Source organism: Nocardia sp. NPDC005825 (genome assembly GCF_040630175.1).
Classification (GTDB): Bacteria; Actinomycetota; Actinomycetes; order Mycobacteriales; family Mycobacteriaceae; genus Nocardia.
Window position 1 is genome coordinate 722149 of the sequence record NZ_JBEXXC010000001.1, and the last position, 22572, is coordinate 744720.

Genomic DNA, 22572 nt, shown 5'->3' on the forward strand with positions numbered 1-22572 from the left:
GACAGATGATCGTGGTAACCGGAGCGACCGGAAACGTCGGCAGCGCGCTCGTGCGCGAACTCGCGGAAGCCGGTGAGAAGGTGGTCGCCGTCTCGCGCGGCGAGAAGCCGATCGACCTGCCCCACGGCGCCGAACACCGCCGCGCCGACATCGGGGATCTGGACAGCCTGGCCGAGGCGGTGACAGGTGCGGACAGCCTGTTCCTGCTCATCACCGGACCGCAGCTGGTCGAGGGGCCCGCACCCGCCGAGGTGCTGGAAACCGTTGCTGCGGCGGGTGTCCGGCGCGTGGTGTTCCTCTCCTCGCAGGGCGCGGTGACCCGGCCGGGCAGTGACGGATACGCCCGGACGCTGGCCTTCGAACAGGCGCTGGCCGCGTCGGAGCTGGAGTGGACGGTGCTGCGGCCGGGCGGGTTCTTCACCAATACGTTCGCCTGGATCGAACCGGTCCGCGCCGAGCGGATGATTCCCGCGCCCTTCGGGGATGTCGGTCTGCCGCAGGTGGATCCGGGCGATATCGCGGCGGTGGCCGCGGCAGCGTTGACGCAGGACGGCCATCACGGGCAGAGCTACACCGTGACCGGACCGGAACTCGTCACTCCGCGCGATCAGGCGGCGGCGCTGGCGGCGGCGCTCGGGGAGTCGTTGCGGTTCGTGGAGCTCAGCCGGGCGGAGGCCAGGGTCAACATGCTGCGCTTCATGCCGGAATCCGTCGCGGACCACACCCTCAGCATTCTCGGCGAGCCGACGCCCGAGGAGCAGCTGGTCAGCGGTGATGTCGAGCGCGTCCTCGGGCGGCCCGCGACCGGGTACGCGCAATGGGCGGCGCGCGTCGCCCCGGCCTTCCGCTGATTTCGTCCATTGAGTATTTCGTAGGCATGAGCTTATCGTATACGTATGCATACGAAATCATTCTCCGACGGTACCGTGCTCATGCCCTGGAATCCCGGCCCGAACGATCGTCGTCCGGGTCCGGTGTTCGTCAGCGTGACCGATTTCCTCGCGAACTCGGAGGCCGAGGCGCGCGAGATCTATACGGCCGGTCTGGAATTGGGCAAGACCTGGCCGGTCCTGCAGGGCGCGGTGGGGCTGTGGCTGTGGGGCCGGCCGGCGGAGTTCCGGGGCGGCTCGATCTCGGTGTGGGAGTCCGAACGGGACATGCGGCGTTTCGTGCGCTGGCCCGTCCACACCGCGATCGTGCGCGCCTGGCGCGGCCGGATCGGCATCGGCCTCGACTCCTGGCAGGCGGACGACTTCGACGTGGACGCCGTCCTGACCCGCGCGGGCGACACGATCGACAGGCCGCACCGGCTCGCCGCATAGTCTGGTCCGCATGACAGACCGTCCGGACCTCGCAGCGATGATCGTCCCCCTGGGCCGCGCCCTCATGGCGGCCGAGCAACCGGTGCTGGCCGCGCACGGGCTGACCATGTGGGCGTATGTCGTACTGCTGCATCTCGATGCAGGTCCGGCACGGGGTCAGGGGGTGCTGGCACAGGAGATCGGGGCGGACAAGACGCGGATCATCGCCGTGCTCGACGACCTCCAGGAGCGCGGGCTCATCGAACGTCGCCCCGATCCGGCCGACCGCCGGGCCCGGCTGCTCGCGCTCACCACCGAGGGCCGCCGGCTGCGCGATGCGGCCCAGGCGGAGATCCAGGCGCAGGAGGATCGGCTGCTCGCCAAGCTGCCCGCCGCCGACCGCCGAGGCTTCCTCAACGCACTCACCGCACTCGCCGCCCTCCCCCGCGACGAAATCACCGGTCCCTGACCGGGATCGATCAGCTGGCAACTCCCTGATCTCGTCGTCGGTCAGCCGATGTCGATCGGGTCGATCTGGACGCGCAAGGGGGCATCGGAGCGGTGGGTGCTGCGGATGGCCTGGGCGGCGGTGAGAGCGCGCGAGAGGGCTGCCCCGCCGGAGCGGTCGGCGCGCAGGATCATGCGCTCCACCTCGGCGGGAGAGTCACCGGAGGAGAAGGGCTTTCGAGCGCCCGGGGGCAGCGGGACCGGGCCCAGAACTTCGACGTCACCGGGAAGCTTTGCCTCGCCGAGCAATTCGGCGATCGAGTCGGAGGTGCCGTCGATGGCGGCGAAGCGGACCGCGGGCGGGAAACGGACCTCGACGCGCTGGTCGAGCTCGAAACCGGCGTGCCACACCGGGTCCCAGCGAACCAGGGCCTGCACGGTGGGGAGACCGGCGTCGGCCATGACGATGACGCGGCCGTCGGAGCGGACCAGGGCGGCAGCCGACATCCAGCGGCGCAGGGCGTCCTCGGCGGCGCGCAGGTCGGCGCGGCCGAGCAGGGCCCAGCCGTCCAGGAGCATGGCGACCGCGTAGCCGCCGGGCACCGGGGGTTCCGCGCCGATGGTGGAGACCACCACCTGCGCTCCTTCCGGCACCGCATTCAGGATCGAGGAGCCGCCCGAACCACGCACGGGCACACCGGGAAACGCGCGGCCCAGCTCCTCGGCGGTGCGGGAAGCACCGATCACGACCGCCCGCAGGGCTCGAGATCCACACGATCCGCAACGGAACGCGGCCTCGGTGATTCCGCACCAGCGGCAGGCCGGGCTCTGCGCCTCGGCGACACCTTCTCGCCCGGTGCGCAATGCGCCACGTGACGCGGGCGCGCTGTCCGGCAGGGCGAGGGGCCCATTGCAGTGGCGGCAGCGCGCGGGGGTCCGGCACTTCGCGCACGAGAGAGCCGGGATGTAGCCGCGTCGCGGCACCTGAACCAGCACGGCCCCACCGGCTTTGAGCGCCTTGCGCGCCTCCATGAACGCCACCGCCGGAATCCGGATCGCCTGCGCGATCGGATCCCGTTCCAGCGCGGCGTCGGTATCGCCGGGCGCGGTGATGCGCGGCATGGCCTGCCGCACCACGGCCCGATCCGCGAGCAGGTCATGCGCCCACCCGGATTCGACGATCGCCTGCACCTCGGCCGTGCGCGCGAACCCGGCCGCCACGAACGCCGCCCCGGTCTCGTGCGCCCGCAGCATCGCCACTTCCCGCGCGTGCGGATACGGCGACCGCGGCTCGGCGAACGTATCGTCCCCGTCGTCCCAGATCGCGATCAATCCGAGGTCGCGCACCGGCGAGAACACCGCACTGCGGGTCCCCACCACCACCTTCGCCTGCCCCCGCAATACCGACAACCACCGCCGATACCGCGCCGACGGCCCCAGCCCCGCCGCCAGCCCCACCGCCGACTCCCCCACCAGCGCAACACATTCCGCCAGCACCCGATCCAGATCCCGCTGATCCGGCACCATGATCACCGCCCCGCGCCCGCCCCGCACGGTCACCGCCGCCAACTCCGCCAGCCGCCGCGCCCAATCCTCCCCCGGCAACGCCTGCCACCCCGCCCGCGGCCCCCGCCCGGCAGCCAACGCGCCCAGGAACGAATGTCCGTGCACATACCGTCCCCACCCGGGGAACTCCTCGGCAACCGACTGGGCCGATGCGACGGTCACCCGAGCCCCCGCCTCGCTCTCCTCCGGCGCCTCGCCGTTCGACCCCCCCGGGGCGTGATCGGCTCCACTCGCGGGTGTGGTCTGATCGCGCTCTCCGGCGGGACCTTCCGCCACGCCCGAGGCATGGGCTGCGATCTCGGTGCTCGCTGTGCCGACCACCCCGGAGTCTTCGGCAGACGAGGTATCGGCGACCGCCTCAGAGCCCGGGGCGCCACCGAAGACCACACTCGTGGGCGCGCGCCCGAGCTCCGCGGTGTCGTATTCAGGCACTGCGGCCTCGATGCCTCGCGGATCAGCCTGCGCGGCAGGGTCGTCAGTGGTTCCGTGTGCGGCGATGACCGCCACGGCGGGTGCATCGTCCGGACTGTCCGCACCGGATGGCTGGACAGAGTCTTGGTCGACCGCACCCGGTAGGTCGGTCATCGGTTCAGCGGCGGCGGTCTTCTTCGACGCGCGCTTGGGCTTTTCGGGCTTCTCGGTGCCCTCGGTTTCGACCTTGGCGTGGCGGGGTGGGATGGCGAGGCGGAGGACGTCGGCTCGGGTGCCGGCGTAGCGGGCGGCTACGGCGGTGACGAGTTTCAGGATTTCGGGGGTGAGGACCTGTTCGCTGGAGACCACGCGTTCGAGGCGGACGAGTTTGCCGGTGTGGGCGGATCTTTCGAGGCGTTCGAGGAGGTAGCCGTCGATGAGGCGGCCGGAGAAGCGAACTCGGACCCGGACGCCCGGCTGGGCGATCTCATCCAGCTCAGGAGGGACGACATAGTCGAAATCGCGGTCCAGGTGGGCGGGTTCGAGCAGGGGCAGGACCCGGGCGATGGGCCGTGACACGCCAACGACGGCGGGAGCGTCGGGCTCGGAGGGGGTCTCCGTGCCCGACGCTCCCGTCGAGAACTGTTGGGTGCCGGTCAATTACAGCCCGGCGGCCGCGCGCAGCTTCTCCGCGCGGTCGGTGCGCTCCCACGGCAGATCGACATCCGTGCGGCCGAAGTGGCCGTAGGCGGCGGTCGGCGCGTAGATCGGGCGCAGCAGGTCCAGGTCGCGGATGATCGCGCCGGGACGCAGGTCGAAGACCTCACCGATGGCGTCGGAGATCTTGATCGGGTCGATCTGCTCGGTGCCGAAGGTCTCGACGAACAGGCCGACCGGGGCCGCCTTGCCGATGGCGTAGGCGACCTGCACCTCGACCCGCTCGGCCAGGCCGGCGGCGACGACGTTCTTGGCGACCCAGCGCATGGCGTACGCGGCCGAGCGGTCGACCTTCGACGGGTCCTTGCCGGAGAAGGCGCCGCCACCGTGGCGGGCCATGCCGCCGTAGGTGTCGACGATGATCTTGCGGCCGGTCAGGCCCGCGTCACCCATCGGGCCGCCGAGCACGAACTTGCCGGTCGGGTTGACCAGCAGGCGCACGTCGGAGGTGTCGAGCGGGTTGGGGAGCTTCAGCTCGGACAGGACCGCGTCGACGACCTTCTCGCGGATGTCGGGGGCCAGCAGGTTGTCCAGGTCGATATCGGCCGCGTGCTGGGTCGAGATGACCACGGTGTCGAGGCGCTTCGGGATGGCGCCGTCGTACTCGATGGTGACCTGGGTCTTGCCGTCGGGCCGCAGGTACGGCAGCACGCCGGTCTTGCGGACCTCGGTCAGACGCCGGGACAGCTTGTGCGCCAGCGAGATCGGCAGCGGCATCAGCTCCGGGGTCTCGACGGTGGCGTACCCGAACATCAGGCCCTGGTCACCCGCGCCCTGACGGGCGATCTCGTCGTCCTCGCCGCCCACGCGGGCCTCGTGCGAGGTGTCCACGCCCTGGGCGATATCGGGCGACTGCGCGCCGATCGCGACGTTCACGCCACAGGACGCGCCGTCGAAACCCTTTGCGGAGGAGTCGTATCCGATCTCCAGGACCTTCTCGCGGACGATGGTCGGGATGTCGGCGTAGGCCGAGGTGGTGACCTCACCGGCCACGTGCACCTGACCGGTGGTCACCAGGGTCTCCACCGCGACCCGGCTGCGCGGATCGGCCGCGAGCAACGCGTCGAGGATGGAATCGCTGATGGCATCACAGATCTTGTCGGGATGACCTTCGGTCACCGACTCACTGGTGAATAGGCGGCTGCCAGACGTGCGCACAGTTGTTCCCTCTCCCTCAACGGGTTTCTCGTATCGGGTGGCGACAGTAGCGTCTCCGCGCCATCGCACAACCCTTTGTCTCAGGTTATTCCAATATGTTCGTCACAGGGGCGATCCACCACCGTGACGAGCACATTGCGACTCGGACACCCGCCGCGACCTGCGCGGCGAGCGTCCGAACCCTGCGGTGCCGAGGCTTCAGCGGAGCAAGGGACCGAGTGCGTCCAGCACTCGGCTAGCCAATAGGGCCTTGGACCCGTGGTCCAGGGCGATCTCGGTGCCGTCGGCACCGAGCAACCAGCCGTCGTTGGTATCGACCTCGAAGGCCTTCCCTTCCCCGACGGCGTTCACGACCAGCAGGTCGCAGCCTTTGCGGGCCAGTTTGGCCCGGGCGTGGGTGAGCACGTCGGCGTGCTCGTCCCCGGTCTCGGCGGCGAAGCCGACGATCGCGGTGCCCGGTAGGTGCCCGTCGCGACGAGCCTGTACCAACCCGGCAAGGATATCGGGTGTCTTGGCCAGCTCGATCGAATTCGGTTCGCCCGCACCCTTTTTGATTTTGGACGCGGCGACGTTGACCGGCCGGAAGTCGGCGACCGCGGCCGCCATGATGACGGCGTCCGCGCCGAGCGCGTGCTTGTCGACGGCCACCTTCAACTGGTCGGCGGAGGTCACGTGCACCACCTCGACGGCGGCCGGAGCCTCCAGGCCGATGGTGTTGCCCGCGATCAGCGTCACCTGAGCGCCACGCTGGGCGGCCAGGCGGGCGATCGCGTAGCCCTGCTTGCCCGAACTCCGGTTGCCCAGGAAGCGGACCGGGTCCAGCGCCTCACGGGTGCCGCCGGCGGAGACCACCACGCGGCGGCCCTCCAGGTCGCGCGGCAGCGCGTCGGCGCGCTCGAGCAGCAGCCGGGCCAGACCGAAGATCTCCTCCGGCTCGGGCAGCCGGCCCGGACCGGTGTCGGTGCCGGTCAGGCGGCCCGAGGCGGGTTCCATCACGGTCGCGCCGTGCGCGCGCAGCGTCGCCACGTTCGCCCGGGTGGCCGCATGCTCCCACATCTCGGTGTGCATGGCCGGGGCGAACAGGACCGGACAGCGCGCGGTCAGCAGCGTCGCGGTGAGCAGGTCGTCGGCGCGACCCTGCGCGGCGCGGGCCATGAGGTCCGCGGTGGCGGGGGCGATGACGACCAGGTCGGCCTCCTGGCCGAGGCGCACGTGCGGCACCTCGGGCACGTCGGCGAAGACACCGGTGTGCACGGGATGGCCGGACAGCGCCTCGAAGGTGGCCTTGCCGACGAATTGCAACGCCGACTCGGTGGGAATGACACGAACCTCGTGCCCGGTTTCGGTGAACCGGCGCACGAGGTTGCAGCTCTTGTAGGCGGCGATACCGCCGCCGACGCCGACGACGACTCGGGTCACCGCGGTTTTACTCCCCTTCGGAGTGCTCGAGCAGGTCGGCGTGGATCTCGCGCATGGCCACCGACAGCGGCTTCTCCTGCAGACCCGGCTCGACCAGCGGACCGACGTATTCGAGAATGCCGTCGCCGAGCTGGTTGTAGTAATCGTTGATCTGCCGCGCGCGCTTGGCCGCGTAGATGACCAGCGCGTACTTGGACGACGTCCGCTCCAGCAGTTCGTCGATCGGCGGGTTGGTGAGGCCGACCGGAGTGTCGTAGGCGGGAACGGTCTTGAGGTCCGTACTCACTAGGAAGGCTCCTGCGGGGTTGTTCGGAAGGATGGCTTCCCGGCTCACTTCGAAGACGAGCCGGATGTTCGGGTTCCGCGGTTCGAGAACTAGGACCCCGAATTTGTGCTAACGAACAACGATACCAACTGCTCGCAGGCGCTGGTCACGTGGTCGTTCACGATCACGATGTCGAACTCGTCACGCGCGGCCAATTCGGTGCGCGCGGTCTGGAGCCGACGCTCGATGACCTCGGGCGATTCGGTCCCGCGCGAGGTCAGGCGGGACACCAGCTCGTCCCAGCTGGGCGGGGCCAGGAAGACCAGCAGGCCCTCCGGCATGGATTCGCGGATCGAGCGCGCGCCCTCGAGGTCGACCTCGATCAGGACGTGGTGTCCGGAGGCGAGCGCTTCCCGCACGGGTGCGGCCGGGGTGCCCGACCGCTGCAGTCCACCATGGATATCGGCCCATTCGAGCATTTCGCCGCCGTCGATCATGGCGTCGAATTTCTCGCGGGTGACGAAGTGGTAGTCCTGACCGTCGACCTCCCCGGGCCGCGGAGCCCGGGTGGTGGCCGACACACTGAATACCAATTCGGGCAGTCGTTCGCGCACGCAGCGCACGACGGTGGACTTGCCGACGGCCGAGGGGCCGACCAGTACTACCAGTCGACCCTTCCGAGTGTGTTCGACCACCCTCGGATTATTCGGCGCTGAAGTCGAACCGGGCCAGCAGCGCCTTACGCTGCCGGTCGCCCAGTCCGCGCAGGCGGCGGGTGGGAGCGATCTCGAGCTCGCTCATGATCTCGGCAGCCTTGACCTTGCCAACCTTCGGCAGGGCCTCGAGCAGGGCCGAAACCTTCATCTTGCCGAGGACTTCGTCCTTCTCGGCGTCCGCAAGGACCGTCTTCAGATCGGTGCCACCACGCTTCAAGCGCTCCTTGAGCTCCGCCCGAGCGCGGCGAGCGGCAGCCGCCTTCTCCAAAGCAGCGGCGCGCTGCTCGTCAGTCAGCTGGGGAAGGGCCACGGTTCCTCCGTCTCATCGTTCATTGCTTGATCTACCTCCGGTAACCCGGTGGTCTCAGCGACCGTACCCACGACGCTTGCCGATTGCGAACCCACCCCCCAGGTCAGCGCGTGATTCGGCGCGCGACCGGGCCGGATGCACACCGCCGCGGGCGCCGCCGCACCGGGCGCGCCCCACGGCCGCGCGGGGTCGCGAATAGCCTTGCGGCCAGGGCTTTTTCGGTTTCTCGACCGCGCGTTCGAGGGGTCGGACTGGCCCCGGATGAAACCGTGACCGAGCTGTAATCACGCGACCTGGATTTTTCTTGGATTTCTCGGCGTGTCGTTCGAATCCGTAGCGCGTGTCGCGCATCACCGGGGCCCGTTCCGAGACCTTGAAAACTCGCAAATCAGACACCTTCCGATGCAGGTCGGACCCGGTGCGACCACCTGCGACAACGCCCGAACGGCCCGTTTCCGGCCCTCACGCGGCCGCTGACGCGCGAAACCCGCCCGATACATGCGAGGACCCGCCCACCGCCCGGGCGGACGGGAGCGGGTCGATCCGGACAAGCGTTCGATCGGCCCGCCGGATGGTTCGCCGAGAGCGAACAGGATCAATCCGCGTACTGGCACAGCTCCACGAGCGTGCCCTCGGGAGCGCGCACATGGCCCACGCGCATGCCCCACGCGGGCTGGTCGGCGGGCTCGCCGACGATCACCGCGCCGCGCGCACGCAGCACCTCGACGGCCTGGTCGACGTCGGCCACCCGCAAAACCACCACGGCCGTGTCGATTTCGGCCCGCGGGCGGTGCTCCGCACCGATCGCGGCGTCCATGTAGGCGCGGGTGAACAGCGCGAGATCCTGTCCGGCGACGGTGAAACAGGCGTAGGGGCCCTCATCGGTCTCGGGGACGTCACCCTCGACCTCCGACTTCAGCGGCAGTTCGAGCACATCGCGATAGAACCGGAAGCTGGCGGCGAAATCGTCCACCAGGATCCGGGTTTGGGCGTACGAGAGCAGGCCGATTGCGGCGCTGGACATGAGAAATCACACCTTCCTACCGAGCGGTCGGGTCCAGCGTAGTGACACCCGGATCAGGCAGCGGGCCAGAAGTCCCGCAGCCCCGGGGCCGCCTCGGCCCCCTGCCGCAGCCCCGCCTCGTACGCGGGCACCAGTGCGGCCGCGCTGAACAGATCGGGACCGTAGGCGGTGATGGCGTCGGCGTCGGGGACGATGAAAGACGTTGCCGCGCCGCCCAGATCGCGATCGGAGGGGCTGTGCGGGAACAGGTGCGCCAGCGGTTCGATGATCAGCATCCGTTCGGCGCCGGCGGCCAGGTCGGCATTGATGGGCGAGCGCATGCCGCCGTCGAAGTAGTGGTCGCCATCGATCGGGATGGGCGGAAAGACCCCGGGCACGGCGGTGCTCGACGCCAGCGCCTCTGGCAGGGTGGCCTTGCCGTCGGCCGTCCAAACCTGAAGTTCACCGGTGGCCACGCTGATGGCGGTGATGCGCAGATCGCGTTGCGGCCAGTCGGCGTGGCCGACGAATCCGCCGATGCGGTCGATGTGCTCGGCCGGATCGCCGAGGTTCATCTCCAGTGCGCGCACACCGGCGCGGCGTCGGGCCTCGGCCGGGTCCAGGCCGGGCGTGCTCAGCAGACCGAAGATCTCGCCGAAGGTGACCGGGTCGAACTTGATCACCGGGCGATCCCCCGACCCCGTACCGGGCCGCCGCAGCAGCAGACTCGGATCGGTGCCCCCGGCCAGCGCCGCGCCGACGACCGCTCCGGCCGAGGTGCCGACGATGCGATCGGCCGCCGCGGGGTCGATTCCGGCCTCGCGCAAGGCGAGTACCACGCCCGCCATCCAGCTCAGGCCGACCGCACCTCCCCCGCCGAGGACGAGCGCACGGCGAATTCCGTTGGGCGGCATCGCGGCAGACATGGTGCCAGGGTATCCGGAAAAGTCCGGTAAGCGGAGAGACTTCCTCCGAACGGCTCGTGGCACCGGATCGGATCCGGTGCCACGAGTGACTTCGTGTCTGGAATTCAGTTCTGCAGGAAGGCGAACTCCCCGGCCAGCTCGGCCACCTTGTCCTTCAGCGCCGAGACCGTCGGGCCCGCCTGGAGCACCTCACGCGACACATTGGGCAGTACCGCGCCCAGATCGCGGGCGGGGACCAGGGCACGGATGGACTCCGCTCCCCCGCCCTGGGCGCCCACGCCCGGCATCAGGATCGGGCCGTTGAGGGCGCTCAGGTCCGGCGCTTCGGTGAGTGTCGCACCGACGACCACACCGACCGAACCGAATTCGGCTCCGGCGTTCACCGCGGCCGCGTCGTCGACCATCCGCTGGGCGATGGTCCGGCCGTCGGCGCCGGTGATGCGCTGCAGCTCGGCCCCTTCCGGGTTGGAAGTGGCCGCCAGCACGAACACACCGCGCCCGTTGGCCGCGGCCAGCTCCAGAGCCGGTGCGAGCGAACCGAATCCGAGGTACGGCGACACGGTGACCGCGTCGCTGCCCAGCGGGCCGTCACCGAGCCAGGCGTGCGCGTAGGCGTCCATGGTGGAGCCGATATCGCCGCGCTTGGCGTCGGCCAGCACCAGGGTGCCCGCCGCCCGCAGCGCCGCGATGGTCTCCTCCAGCACCATGATTCCGGCCGAACCGTAGGTTTCGAAGAACGCCACCTGCGGCTTGACCAGGGCGACCCGGCCCGCGAACGCCCGCACGCAGGCGTCGGCGAACTTGGCCACCCCGGCGGCGTCCTCGCTCAGGCCCCAGGCCCGCAGCAGCGGCGGATGCGGGTCGATGCCCACGCACAACGGTCCGTGCGCGCGCATCGCCTCCCGCAGCCGTAGCCCGAAGCTGGTCATCCGCGCAGCACCGCGTGCAGTTCCTGCAGGGAGCGCACGCCGATGCCGCCGCGAATGGTGGCCTCGATGCCCTGCACGGCCGCGGCCGCGCCCTGCACGGTGGTGATGCACGGGATGTTCGCGCCGACCGCGGCGGTGCGGATCTCGTAGCCGTCCACGCGCGGGCCGTTGTTGCCGTAGGGCGTGTTGAACACGATGTCGACGTCGCCGTCCTTGATCATGTCCACGATGCCGGCCTCGTCGGGCGCGTTGTCGGACTGCTTGCGCACCCGATCACACGGAATGCCGTTGCGGCGCAGCATCTCCGCGGTGCCCTCGGTGGCGAGGATGCGGAAGCCCAGGTCGTGCAGGCGCTTGACCGGGAACACCATGGCGCGCTTGTCGCGGTTGGCGATGGACACGAACGCGGTGCCCTCGGTCGGCAGCGACCCGTAGGCGGCGGACTGCGACTTGGCGAAGGCGGTGCCGAAGTCGGCGTCGATGCCCATGACCTCACCGGTGGACTTCATCTCCGGCGAGAGCAGCGAATCGATGCCGGAACCGTCCGGGCGGCGGAAGCGGTGGAACGGCAGGACCGCTTCCTTGACCGCGACCGGGGCCTCGATCGGCACGGTGCCGCCGTCGCCCTCGGCCGGGAGCAGGCCCTCCTTGCGGAGCTCGGCGATGGTGGCGCCCAGCGCGATCCGCGCCGCGGCCTTCGCCAGCGGCACCGCGGTGGCCTTGGAGACGAACGGCACGGTGCGGCTGGCGCGCGGGTTGGCCTCGAGGACGTAGAGCACGTCGTCCTTGAGCGCGTACTGCACGTTCAGCAGGCCCTTGACGCCGATGCCCTTGGCGAGCGCGGCGGTGGAGCGGCGCACGGCCTCGATATCGCTGCGGCCCAGGGTGATCGGGGGCAGGGCGCACGCCGAGTCGCCGGAGTGGATGCCGGCCTCCTCGATGTGCTCCATGACGCCGCCCAGGTAGACCTCGTCGCCGTCGCACAGGGCGTCGACGTCGATCTCGATGGCGTCCTCCAGGAACCGGTCGACCAGTACCGGGTGGTCCGGGGTGATCTCGGTGGCGCGGGAGATGTAGTCGGCGAGGGTGGCCTCGTCGTAGACGATCTCCATGCCGCGGCCGCCCAGCACGTAGGACGGGCGCACCAGCACCGGGTAGCCGATCTCGGACGCGATCTTCTTGGCCTGCGGGAAGGTGGTGGCGGTGCCGTACTTGGGGGCCGGAAGACCCGCCGCCACAAGCACATCGCCGAACTCGCCTCGGTCCTCGGCCAGGTCGATGGCCGCCGCCGAGGTGCCGACCACGGGCACGCCCGCGTCGGTGAGGCGCTGCGCCAGGCTCAGCGGGGTCTGCCCGCCCAGCTGGCAGATGACGCCCGCGACGGTGCCGGACTCGGTTTCGGCGTGGTACACCTCGAGCACGTCCTCGAAGGTGAGCGGCTCGAAGTAGAGACGGTCGGCGGTGTCGTAGTCGGTCGACACGGTCTCGGGGTTGCAGTTGACCATGATGGTCTCGTAGCCCGCGGCCGACAGCGTCTGCGCGGCGTGCACACACGAGTAGTCGAACTCGATGCCCTGGCCGATGCGGTTCGGACCCGAGCCCAGGATGATGACCTTCTCGCGCTCACGCTGCGGCGCGACCTCGGACTCCGCGGCGGGATCGAGCTCGTAGGCCGAGTAGTGGTACGGGGTCTTGGCCTCGAACTCGGCGGCGCAGGTGTCGACGGTCTTGAACACCGGGCGGATCTGCAGGCGGTGGCGCAGCTCGCGCACGCCGCCCTCACCGGCGAGTTCCGGTCGCAGCGCGGCGATCTGGCGATCGGACAGACCGTAGTGCTTGGCGGTGCGCAACAGCGGCTCGTCCAGCACCGGGGCGTCGATGATCTCCTGACGCAGCTCCACCAGGGCGGCGACCTCGGCGACGAACCAGGGGTCGATACCGGAGGCGGCGGCGGTGTCCTCGATGCTCGCGCCCAGGCGCAGCGCGCGCTCCACCTGGTAGATGCGGCCCTCGGTGGGCACCTTCAGATCGTCGAGAATGGCCTGCACGTCGGTCCATTCACCGTCGGGCTGGGTCCAGAAACCGGTGGCCTTGGTCTCGAGCGAGCGCAGCACCTTGCCCAGCGCCTCGGAGAAGTTGCGGCCCATGCTCATCGCCTCGCCGACCGACTTCATGGTCGTGGTCAGCGTGGTGTCGGCGCCCGGGAACTTCTCGAAGGCGAAGCGCGGAGCCTTCACGACCACGTAGTCGAGCGTGGGCTCGAAACAGGCCGGGGTCTCCTTGGTGATGTCGTTGACGATCTCGTCGAGGGTGTAGCCGATGGCCAGCTTGGCGGCGATCTTGGCGATCGGGAAGCCGGTGGCCTTGGACGCCAGCGCCGACGAGCGCGACACGCGCGGGTTCATCTCGATGACGATCAGGCGACCGTCCTTGGGGTCCACCGCGAACTGGATGTTGCAGCCGCCGGTGTCGACGCCGACCTCGCGCAGGATGGCGATGCCCAGATCGCGCATCTTCTGGTATTCGCGGTCGGTGAGGGTCATGGCTGGGGCGACGGTGACCGAGTCACCGGTGTGCACACCCATCGGGTCCACGTTCTCGATCGAGCAGACGATGACCACATTGTCGTTGCGGTCGCGCATGAGCTCGAGCTCGAATTCCTTCCAGCCCAGGATGGATTCCTCGATGAGCACGTTCGCGGTCGGCGAGGCGGCCAGGCCGCCGCCGGCGATGCGGTCGAGGTCCTCGTGGTTGTAGGCCATACCCGAGCCCAGGCCGCCCATGGTGAAGGAGGGGCGCACGACGACCGGGAAGCCGAGCTCGGCGACCGTCTCGCGGACCTCGTCCATGGTGTAGCAGACCTTGGAGCGCGCGGACTCGCCGCCGACCTTGGCGACGATGTCCTTGAACTTCTGGCGGTCCTCACCACGCTGGATGGCCTCGAAGTCGGCGCCGATCAGCTCGACGTTGTACTTCTCGAGGATGCCGTTCTCGTGCAGGGCGACAGCGCAGTTCAGCGCGGTCTGGCCGCCCAGGGTCGCTAGGATCGCGTCGGGGCGCTCCTTGGCGATGACCTTCTCGACGAATTCCCAGGTGATCGGCTCGACGTAGGTCGAGTCGGCGAACTCCGGGTCGGTCATGATGGTCGCCGGGTTGGAGTTGACCAGCGACACGCGCAGGCCTTCGGACCGCAGGACGCGACACGCCTGGGTTCCCGAATAGTCGAACTCACAAGCCTGGCCGATGACGATCGGGCCCGAGCCGATCACCAGGATGTGGTTGAGGTCGGTGCGGCGTGGCATCAGGCTCCTTCCATCAGCATGGCGAAACGGTCGAACAGGTAGGCGGCGTCGTGGGGTCCGGCCGCGGCCTCGGGGTGGTACTGCACGGAGAAGGCCTTGCCGTTCACCAGCTGAACGCCTTCGACGACACCGTCATTGGCGCAGACGTGGCTGACCTCGGCCTTGCCGAACGGGGTGTCGAACACCTCGCCGCGCTCACCCTCGAGGGCGAAGCCGTGGTTCTGCGCGGTGATCGAGATGCGGCCCGAATGATGTTCGATGACCGGCACATTGATGCCGCGGTGGCCGAACTTCATCTTGTAGGTGTTGCGGCCCAGCGCCCGGCCCAGGATCTGGTTGCCGAAGCAGATGCCGAACAGCGGGATGCCCTCGCCCAGGACACCCTGGGTCAGCGCGACCTGCGTGTCGGCGGTGGCCGGGTCGCCCGGGCCGTTGGACAGGAACACGCCGTTGGGGTTCAGTTCCTTGATCTGGTCCAGGGTCACGTTGGAGGGGACCACGTGCACCCGCATGCCGCGCTGGGCGAACATGCGCGGGGTGTTGGACTTGATGCCCAGGTCGACCGCGACCACGGTGAAGCGGTGCTCGCCGATCGGGTCGATGGTGTACATCTCGTCGGTGGAGACCTCACCGGCCAGGTCCGCGCCCAGCATGGACTGCTGGCCGTTGACCCGCGCGACGAGCTCCTCGTAGTCGGCGAGCTGGTCGCCGGAGAAGATGCCCGCCTTCATCGAACCGCGGGTGCGCAGGTGGCGCACCACCGCGCGGGTGTCGATGCCCGCGATGCCGACCACGTTCTGGTTCTCCAGCTCGGCCTGCAGGGTGCGGTTGGCGCGCCAGTTGGAGGCGCGGCGCGCGGGGTCGCGCACGGCGTACCCGGCGACCCAGATCTTCGACGACTCGTCGTCCTCGTCGTTCCAGCCCGTGTTGCCGATCTGCGGCGCGGTGGCCACCACGATCTGGCGGTCGTAGCTGGGGTCGGTGAGGGTCTCCTGGTACCCCGTCATGGCGGTACAGAACACCGCCTCACCCAGGGTCTGCCCGACGGCGCCGAAGGTCGTCCCGCGGAACACGCGGCCGTCCTCGAGCACCATCACGGCAGTATTTCCGCTGCTCATGCCTCGTCTCCCGTCTTCGTAGCTGCTGCGGTCCATGCCGGGTACACCGCTTTGTCGTCACCGCGGAAACCGGTATCCACCTCGGTCCCGGTCGGCAATGTCCAGCGAATCACCAGCACACCGTCTTCTGTCATCACTTTGCCCGCGTGCCCGCGCTCGGCGCGCACCGCGGTGATGGATTCCTGCGGAATCCAGATCGTCGCCGCGCCATCCCGCTCGAGCAGGATGCCGCGTTCGAATCGGGTCAGCTCCGCGGTGGCGCGGAAACCCAGGTCGCCCACCGTGATTCGCTGAATCCAGCTGGGGGCGAGGGTGCTGCCGAGGTAGAGCCCCGTGGTGGGCTCCAACAGCTGCGCGCCGCAGTCGGCGGGCACCGCGGGCAGGTCGCCGATCGCGCCCGCCTGCTTCTTGGCCCGGCCCGTCCACGCCCAGTACATGAGTCCCAGGCACAGCACGAACAAGGCCAGCAGAATCACAACTTGCAGCAGTCGCATTTCGGTTCTCCTCGGTTCCCCACCCGCCGCTATCCGGCGACGATCCTGCCGTCCCGGGCGGTGAGCCGGCCGCGCAGGAAGGTGGCGGTCACCTTCGCGGGCAGGGTCATCGCCTGGAAGGGCGTGTTGCGGGCGATCGAGGCGAGTTCGTTCGCCTCCACCGTCCATTCGGCGGCCGGGTCGATCAGCACCAGGTTGGCGGGTTCGCCGACCGCGAGCGGCCGGCCCTGATCGTCCAGGCCCACGATCCGCGCCGGGTTCTCGCTCATGACCCGCGCGACACCGCGCCAGTCGAGCAGTCCGGGGTTGACCATGGTCTCCACGATGATCGACAGCGCCGTCTCCAGGCCCAGCATGCCCGGACGCGCGGCCGCGAACTCGCAGCACTTGTCCTGGTCGGCGTGCGGGGCGTGGTCGGTGGCGACGCAGTCGATGACGCCGTCGGCGAGGGCCTGCCGCAGCGCGGCCACGTCGGAGGATTCGCGCAGCGGCGGGTTCACCCGGTTCACCGCGTCGTAGGTCTCCAGCCGCGAGTCGTCGAGCAGCAGGTGGTGCGGGGTCACCTCGGCGGTGATCGAAATGCCCTGGGACTTGGCCCATTTCAGCAGTTCGACGGTGCCGGCGGTGGAGGCGTGGCAGATGTGCACGCGGGCTCCGGCGTCGCGGGCCAGCAGGGCGTCGCGGGCCACGATGGACTCCTCGGCGGCGCGCGGCCAGCCGGCCAGGCCCAGGCGGGAGGCGGTCGGGCCCTCGTGGGCGACGGCGCCCTTGGTCAGGCGCGGCTCCTCCGCGTGCTGGGCGATGAGCACGCCCAGGGAGTTCGCGTATTCGAGGGCGCGGCGCATGATCAGCGGGTCGTAGACGCAGTGGCCGTCGTCGGAGAACATGCGCACCGCGCCGACGCCGGCGGCCATGGTGCCCATCTCGGCGAGCTGCTTGCCCTCGAGGCCGACGGTGACCGCACCGACCGGATGCACGTCGACCAGACCGACCTCCTGGCCGCGCTTCCACACATGGTCGGTGATGACCGAGGTGTCGGCGACCGGGCTGGTGTTGGCCATGGCGAACACCGCGGTGTAACCGCCCAGAGCGGCCGCGGCGGAACCGGATTCGATGGTCTCGGTGTCCTCGCGGCCCGGCTCGCGCAGGTGGGTGTGCAGGTCGATGAAACCCGGCAGCAGGAACTGGCCCTTGCCGTCGACGATCTCGGCGTCCGGCGCGGACAGGCCCGCGCCGATCTCGCGGATCTCGCCGTCGGCGAGCAGCACGTCGACCGCGTCGCCCGCACCGTACAGACGGACGTTCTGGATCAGGATGCTCATGCCACCACCTCGTCGGTTCCGACCAGCAGGCGGAACAGCACCGCCATGCGCATATGGACTCCGTTGTTGACCTGTTGCAGCACAGCCGCTTTCGGGGAATCGGCGACGGAGAAGCCGATCTCCATGCCGCGCAGCATGGGGCCGGGGTGCAGGACCACCGCGTGGTCGTCGAGCATCTTCATGCGGCGCTCGTTGAGGCCGTAGCGGATCGAGTACTCGCGCGCCGACGGGAAGAAGCCGCCGTTCATGCGCTCGGCCTGCACGCGCAGCATCATGACCGCGTCCGCGCCGGGCAGTTCGGCGTCGAGGGAGTCCGAGACCCGCACGGGCCAGGCCTCCACGCCGATCGGCAGCAGGGTGCGCGGCGAGACCAGCACGACCTCCGCGCCCAGGGTGCTGAGCAGGAAGGCGTTCGAGCGGGCGACCCGGCTGTGCAGGATGTCGCCGACCAGCACGATCCGCTTGCCCTCCAGGTCGCCGAGGCGCTGACGCAGGGTCAGCGCGTCCAGCAGCGCCTGGGTGGGGTGCTCGTGGGTGCCGTCACCGGCATTGATGATGGCCGGGCCGGGACCGGCGTAACCGCTGGCGGCCTCGTCCATCTCGGCGAACCAGCGCGCGATCTGGTGCGCCGCGCCGGAGGCGGGGTGGCGCACGATGAGGGCGTCCGCGCCGGCGGCGTGCAGGGTCAGGGCGGTGTCGCGCAGCGACTCACCCTTGGAGACCGAGGAACTCGACGCGCTGACATTGATGACGTCGGCGCTCATCCACTTGCCCGCGACCTCGAAGGAGACCCGGGTGCGGGTGGAGTTCTCGAAGAACACGGTCATGACCGTGCGGCCGCGCAGCGTCGGGAGCTTCTTGACCTCGCGGCCCAGCAGCGCCTGTTCGAACCGCTCGGCCTCGTCGAGCAGGCCGTTGGCGGTCTCGCGGTCCAGGTCGGTGACCGAGAGCAGGTGCTTCACTGGGCGTCACCCTCCTGGCGCAGGTACACGCCGTCGCGGCCGTCGTGCTCGCGCAGCAGCACCGAGATGTCCTCGGTGCGCGCGGTCGGCACGTTCTTGCCGACGTAGTCGGCGCGGATGGGAAGTTCGCGGTGGCCGCGGTCGATGAGCACGGCGAGCTGCACCGCGCGGGGGCGGCCCAGGTCGCGCAGGCCGTCGAGCGCCGAACGCACGGTACGACCGGAGAACAGCACGTCGTCGACCAGCACCACGAGGGCGTCCTCGATGCCGCCCTCGGGCACGGAGGTGCGCTCGAGCGGACGGTGCGGCTTGGAGCGCAGGTCGTCGCGGTAGAGGGTGATGTCGAGGGAGCCGATCGCGGGGCGGACGCCGGAGAATTCCTCGATCCGGCCGGCCAGGCGATGGGCCAGAGTGGTTCCGCGGGTGGGGATTCCGATCAGCACCACGCGGGCAACCTGCGGATCACCGGAGTCCAGGGCGGTCTTCTCGATGATCTGGTGCGCCATGCGGGCGATGGTCCGGCCGACGTCGGAATCGGAGAGCAGCTCGCGTCCGGTCTCGACCCGGTCCGGGTCGTGCCGCTGCGAGAACTCGGCAGCGCTCGACTTGGCCGCCCGGTCTTCGGGCACAGCCATGCCGACCTCCTTCCCCGCCTCACGGGACGGTCCGTTAAAGGATGTCTTTCGGGCAGTGACCCTACCAGCGCGCGAATGCGCCCCCGACCCCGCACCCCCGCGCGCGAGCCGCCCGCATACCGCGCCCCCGACCGCCCCGACCTGGACGAACACGCCGAATGCCGCATCACCGGCAAGTCCTCAGCAATACAGCGAGCCGGGCACTGTGGCAGGTTTCACGCCGATTCGGCGCTCACCCGTCCTGGTTACCGGCCAGTGTTCATACACCGTATATCGACGTGTGCGATGCTCGATGCGTGAGCAATGACGCTGAATTCACCGAACCCGCCCGGGTCGACTTCCGCGGGTACGGCGGCATCACCATCGCCGGAGACAGCTGGGGACCCCAGGACGGACCACTGGTGGTGTTCCTGCACGGCGGCGGTCAGACCCGCGGATCCTGGAAGGACTCCGGGCTGGCGCTGGCCAAGGCGGGCATGCACGCGGTGCTCCTGGACGCGCGCGGGCACGGCGACAGCGACTGGGATCCCGACGGCAACTACCGCCGCGAGGCCATGGTCGAGGACCTCATGGCCGTGCTCGAGCAACTGGGCAAGCCCGCGTTCATCGTCGGCGCGTCCATGGGCGGCCTCACCGGACTGATGGCCACCACCCACCCGCAACACGACCGGATCACCGGCCTGGTCCTCGTCGACGTGGTCCCCCGCCCCGAGCGCAAGGGCGTCGAGCGCGTCATCAACTTCCTCTCCAGCAACCCCGAGGGCTTCGCCAGCCTCGAGGAGGCCGCCGACGCCGTCGCCGCCTACCTCCCCCACCGCCGCCGCCCACGCAACCCCGAAGGGCTGCAACGCAATCTGCGCAAGCGCGCCGACGGCCGCTGGTACTGGCACTGGGATCCGGCCATGATGGGCGGCCCGCGCGACGGGCGCGGCGAGGAGATCGACGTCCACACCGAGGCGCTCGAGAACGCGGCCCGGCAGCTCGACATCCCGGTGCTGCTGGTGCGCGGCGCGCTCTCCGACGTGGTCAGCGAGGAGGGCGTGGCCGCCTTCCGCGCGCTGGTCCCGCAGGCCGAGTACACCGAGATCGGCACCGCCGCCCACACCGCGGCCAGCGACGCGAACGACGAATTCACCGATTCCGTGGTCGATTTCGTGCGCGCCCACGTCGAAACCCAGGGCTGAGGCCTCGGACTAGGGCAGCATCCGGTCGAGCAGGCGGTCGAGCAGTTCGACCGCCCGCTCCGGGGTGCTGCCGCCGGCCAGCACCAGCTGGGTGATGGCACTGACGCTTCCGACGATCAATTCGGCGTCCAATTCCGCGGCGTGCGTATCGGATTCGGCTCCCCGCTCCCGCAGCAGCTGTTCGGTGACCACGGTGACCAGATAACGCGGCGGCCCCATCATCTCCTCCGAGGTGACGGTGTTCCCGGTCAGATTGGCCGCATGGAAGGCCGCGAACACCAGATTGTCCTGCCGCCGCTGCTCATCGAGCGGCAGCAGACCCACCGCGAAGGTGCGAATGATCTCCCGCGGCGTGGCCTCGGGCCCGAGTTTCGTGAACTGCTCGGTGAACCCCACCCCGAAATCCGCCACCACGGCCGTGTGGGTCGCGAGCATCAAATCCCTTTTGGTGCCGAAGTAGTACTGGATCAACCGCACCGAGATCCCCGCCTCCGCGGCGACCGCCTGGAAGGTGGCCGCGTCGAGTCCACCGGCGGCGATGACAGTCCGTGCGGCCGTGGCGATCTCACGCCGACGCTGCTCGTGATCGACCAAACGAGGCATCTGACCAGCTCTCTCACTACTCCTGCGGGATGGAAGATTTTGATGGTACGCCCATATCATTTTTATGATACGTTCGTATCATCAACGATGATCAAGGGGAGGCACACCATGGCCAAGATCGGGCGATTCAAGAACGCGCAGGCCAAGACGGACTACCTGCGGGCCTACGACGACCTGGCCGCGCAGTGGCCGGTCGCGGCGACGGACCTCGATATCGAAACCTCTTTCGGCACAACGCGGGTGCGCAAGTCCGGGAGCGGCGAGGGTGCGCCGATCGTGCTGCTGCCCGGGATGCCGGGGATGGGGCTGTTCTGGATGCCGTTCATCGAGGAGATGTCGCGGAATCACATCGTGTACACGGTGGATCCGCTGGGGTGGGCGGGGCGCAGTGAGCAGACCGCGCCACTGAAAGGGCAGGACGACATCGTTCGGTGGCTCACCGAGGTATTCGACGGGATCGGGGCCGAGCGGGTGCATCTGGCCGGGTACTCCGGAGGATCGTGGTTGTCGCTGCTGACCGCGACGCAGCGCTCGGATCGGCTGGCCAGTATCAGCATGCTGGAACCGGATGCGGCGTCGTTCATCAAGCCGAAGTGGAGCCTGCTGTTCAAGTTCCTGCTCGGCGGGATCCGGCCCACGCGGGAGCGGATGGAGAAGTTCCTGGAGTGGATGACGCCCGGGGTGAAGCTCTCCGAGGAGATGTGGACACTGACGTTGGCCGCGTTGAAGTTCCGCATCGCGATGCCGTGGTCGCGGACGCTGCCCGGTGAGCAGCTGGCCCGGGTCACCGCGCCGATGCTGGTGCTGTTCGGGGAGACGACGATCGCCAATGATCCGCACGCTGCCGCGGCACGCGCACGGGAGTGCATCCCGGCCGCCGATATCGAAATCATTCCCGGTGTCGGGCACGAAATGCTGTGGGCCATACCGGAAACGGTGATTCCGCGCTTCCTCGGATTCGTGGAGCAGCACGATCAGGTGCGGGCCTGATCACATCGTCGTGTAGATGACCGCCGGATAGGTGGCGAGGAACGCCCACACGAAGGTGTTGAGGCGCATGAGGATCGCGGTGCCGATGTGCAGGAGGGCACCGGTGACCAGGAGCAGGTAGGTGAGCGGCTCGAAGCCGACCAGGACCAGCGGAAAACCGCATTCGAGCAGGATCACCGACCAGCACATCGCCGCCGCGGTGGTTCGATGGCGCGCAAGGATCTTGGCGGCCCGCCGATGCCCGTAGGCGTGGGTCGCCAAGATCTCGGGCAGCGCCGCTCCGCTGCGCCACAGGGGGCTGACCAGCTTCGCCACGCCCGCGGTGAAATACGCGAGGCACACCTGGGCCGTGAGGAACCAGAGGACGATCACCTCGGCGCGCTGCTGGCCGATGGTGAAGGCCAGTGCCAGGGCTACGAATAGGATGATCGTCATCTGGTCGGCCCCGTCGCCCCCGAAGCGGGAGCGCAGGCTCAGCAGAATGTAGGTCGCGGCGATCACGCTGGCCGCCACGGCGTTCAGAGCGGACGATGGGTGTACGACCAGTAGCACCGCGCACGCCAGGCAGGCGGCGATGAGGCCGAGCACTCTCGGATACACCAGCAGCTGTCCGACACTGCGTTGGAACGACCTCCGCGTCAGCAGACGGGCGCTCGTCGCCGAGACCGGCCAGCCGGCGAGGGCGCCGTCGGAGAGCAGCCGCGGCGCCGCCAGCCGCTCCAGCGACCCGATGATGACGGCGACCGAGCCGATCGCCGCCGACAGGTACAGCGCGTTCGAGGTGGTGAGCATCG

General features: G+C 69.4%; 22 protein-coding genes. 5 read left to right on the forward strand and 17 right to left on the reverse strand.

Annotated features, from left to right (window positions below; translation table 11 throughout):
* Positions 1 to 5 precede the first annotated feature (5 nt).
* The 3 genes from ABZ382_RS03430 to ABZ382_RS03440 are packed head-to-tail and all read left to right on the forward strand — an operon-like array spanning position 6 to position 1770.
* A complete protein-coding gene (locus ABZ382_RS03430; protein ID WP_357083283.1) occupies positions 6 to 851 on the forward strand; it encodes an NAD(P)H-binding protein in 846 nt (281 codons plus the stop codon).
* A 45-nt stretch (positions 852 to 896) separates the two neighbouring features.
* A complete protein-coding gene (locus ABZ382_RS03435) occupies positions 897 to 1322 on the forward strand; it encodes a hypothetical protein (protein ID WP_357083286.1) in 426 nt (141 codons plus the stop codon).
* A 10-nt stretch (positions 1323 to 1332) separates the two neighbouring features.
* Positions 1333 to 1770: a MarR family winged helix-turn-helix transcriptional regulator gene (locus ABZ382_RS03440; RefSeq protein ID WP_357083289.1), complete on the forward strand. Its 438-nt coding sequence runs from the start codon at positions 1333 to 1335 to the stop codon at positions 1768 to 1770.
* Positions 1771 to 1811: 41 nt separating this feature from the next.
* Here the strand turns inward: ABZ382_RS03440 and ABZ382_RS03445 are convergent, their stop codons facing one another.
* The 15 genes from ABZ382_RS03445 to pyrR all read right to left on the reverse strand — a co-directional run bounded on the left by ABZ382_RS03445 (position 1812) and on the right by pyrR (position 19001).
* Positions 1812 to 4304, reverse strand: a complete 2493-nt coding sequence (locus ABZ382_RS03445) for a primosomal protein N' (RefSeq protein ID WP_357083292.1) — start codon at positions 4302 to 4304, stop codon at positions 1812 to 1814.
* An 81-nt stretch (positions 4305 to 4385) separates the two neighbouring features.
* On the reverse strand, positions 4386 to 5600 hold the full coding sequence (gene metK, locus ABZ382_RS03450; protein ID WP_357083295.1) for a methionine adenosyltransferase: 1215 nt from the start codon (positions 5598 to 5600) through the stop codon (positions 4386 to 4388).
* A 198-nt stretch (positions 5601 to 5798) separates the two neighbouring features.
* On the reverse strand, positions 5799 to 7019 hold the full coding sequence (gene coaBC, locus ABZ382_RS03455) for a bifunctional phosphopantothenoylcysteine decarboxylase/phosphopantothenate--cysteine ligase CoaBC (protein ID WP_357083298.1): 1221 nt from the start codon (positions 7017 to 7019) through the stop codon (positions 5799 to 5801).
* Between the two features lie 7 nt (positions 7020 to 7026).
* Positions 7027 to 7305: a DNA-directed RNA polymerase subunit omega gene (rpoZ, locus tag ABZ382_RS03460; RefSeq protein ID WP_213556271.1), complete on the reverse strand. Its 279-nt coding sequence runs from the start codon at positions 7303 to 7305 to the stop codon at positions 7027 to 7029.
* An 89-nt stretch (positions 7306 to 7394) separates the two neighbouring features.
* A complete protein-coding gene (gene gmk / locus ABZ382_RS03465; protein WP_357083302.1) occupies positions 7395 to 7979 on the reverse strand; it encodes a guanylate kinase in 585 nt (194 codons plus the stop codon).
* Between the two features lie 7 nt (positions 7980 to 7986).
* Positions 7987 to 8310: an integration host factor, actinobacterial type gene (mihF, locus tag ABZ382_RS03470; protein ID WP_033086940.1), complete on the reverse strand. Its 324-nt coding sequence runs from the start codon at positions 8308 to 8310 to the stop codon at positions 7987 to 7989.
* 595 nt (positions 8311 to 8905) lie between these two features.
* Positions 8906 to 9334: a VOC family protein gene (locus tag ABZ382_RS03475; RefSeq protein WP_357083305.1), complete on the reverse strand. Its 429-nt coding sequence runs from the start codon at positions 9332 to 9334 to the stop codon at positions 8906 to 8908.
* Between the two features lie 53 nt (positions 9335 to 9387).
* Positions 9388 to 10239 carry a patatin-like phospholipase family protein gene (locus tag ABZ382_RS03480; RefSeq protein WP_357083308.1) on the reverse strand — a complete coding sequence of 284 codons (852 nt, stop codon included), beginning with the start codon at positions 10237 to 10239 and terminating at the stop codon, positions 9388 to 9390.
* A gap of 104 nt (positions 10240 to 10343) precedes the next feature.
* The gene (pyrF, locus tag ABZ382_RS03485) at positions 10344 to 11168 is read right to left on the reverse strand and encodes an orotidine-5'-phosphate decarboxylase (RefSeq protein ID WP_357083311.1); all 825 of its coding nucleotides are present in this window, start codon (positions 11166 to 11168) and stop codon (positions 10344 to 10346) included.
* Complete coding sequence (gene carB / locus ABZ382_RS03490; protein WP_357083314.1) at positions 11165 to 14470, reverse strand: carbamoyl-phosphate synthase large subunit; 3306 nt, start codon at positions 14468 to 14470, stop codon at positions 11165 to 11167. The genes pyrF and carB overlap by 4 nt, the downstream gene beginning before the upstream one ends.
* Positions 14470 to 15588: a glutamine-hydrolyzing carbamoyl-phosphate synthase small subunit gene (gene carA, locus ABZ382_RS03495; RefSeq protein WP_357083317.1), complete on the reverse strand. Its 1119-nt coding sequence runs from the start codon at positions 15586 to 15588 to the stop codon at positions 14470 to 14472. The genes carB and carA overlap by 1 nt, the downstream gene beginning before the upstream one ends.
* Entirely contained in the window at positions 15585 to 16082 is a 498-nt protein-coding gene (locus ABZ382_RS03500; protein ID WP_357083320.1) for a transporter, read from the reverse strand. Before ABZ382_RS03500 ends, carA begins: the two co-directional genes overlap by 4 nt.
* Before the next feature lie 29 nt (positions 16083 to 16111).
* Positions 16112 to 17404 (reverse strand): dihydroorotase, encoded by a 1293-nt coding sequence (locus ABZ382_RS03505; protein ID WP_357083323.1) that lies wholly within the window; start codon positions 17402 to 17404, stop codon positions 16112 to 16114.
* Positions 17401 to 18366: an aspartate carbamoyltransferase catalytic subunit gene (locus tag ABZ382_RS03510; protein ID WP_357083326.1), complete on the reverse strand. Its 966-nt coding sequence runs from the start codon at positions 18364 to 18366 to the stop codon at positions 17401 to 17403. Before ABZ382_RS03510 ends, ABZ382_RS03505 begins: the two co-directional genes overlap by 4 nt.
* Positions 18363 to 19001: a bifunctional pyr operon transcriptional regulator/uracil phosphoribosyltransferase PyrR gene (gene pyrR / locus ABZ382_RS03515; protein WP_357083329.1), complete on the reverse strand. Its 639-nt coding sequence runs from the start codon at positions 18999 to 19001 to the stop codon at positions 18363 to 18365. Before pyrR ends, ABZ382_RS03510 begins: the two co-directional genes overlap by 4 nt.
* A gap of 296 nt (positions 19002 to 19297) precedes the next feature.
* On the opposite strand from pyrR, the gene ABZ382_RS03520 reads away from it, so the two are divergent.
* Positions 19298 to 20185 (forward strand): alpha/beta hydrolase, encoded by an 888-nt coding sequence (locus ABZ382_RS03520; protein ID WP_357083332.1) that lies wholly within the window; start codon positions 19298 to 19300, stop codon positions 20183 to 20185.
* A gap of 9 nt (positions 20186 to 20194) precedes the next feature.
* On the opposite strand, the gene ABZ382_RS03525 is transcribed toward ABZ382_RS03520, so the two are convergent.
* Positions 20195 to 20788, reverse strand: coding sequence for a TetR/AcrR family transcriptional regulator (locus ABZ382_RS03525; protein ID WP_357083335.1), 594 nt, complete (start codon positions 20786 to 20788; stop codon positions 20195 to 20197).
* Between the two features lie 108 nt (positions 20789 to 20896).
* Between ABZ382_RS03525 and ABZ382_RS03530 the strand changes: the two genes are divergently transcribed.
* Positions 20897 to 21778: an alpha/beta hydrolase gene (locus ABZ382_RS03530; protein WP_357083338.1), complete on the forward strand. Its 882-nt coding sequence runs from the start codon at positions 20897 to 20899 to the stop codon at positions 21776 to 21778.
* On the opposite strand, the gene ABZ382_RS03535 is transcribed toward ABZ382_RS03530, so the two are convergent.
* Positions 21779 to 22570 carry a hypothetical protein gene (locus tag ABZ382_RS03535; RefSeq protein ID WP_357083340.1) on the reverse strand — a complete coding sequence of 264 codons (792 nt, stop codon included), beginning with the start codon at positions 22568 to 22570 and terminating at the stop codon, positions 21779 to 21781. It lies immediately after the preceding gene.
* Positions 22571 to 22572: the final 2 nt, after the last annotated feature.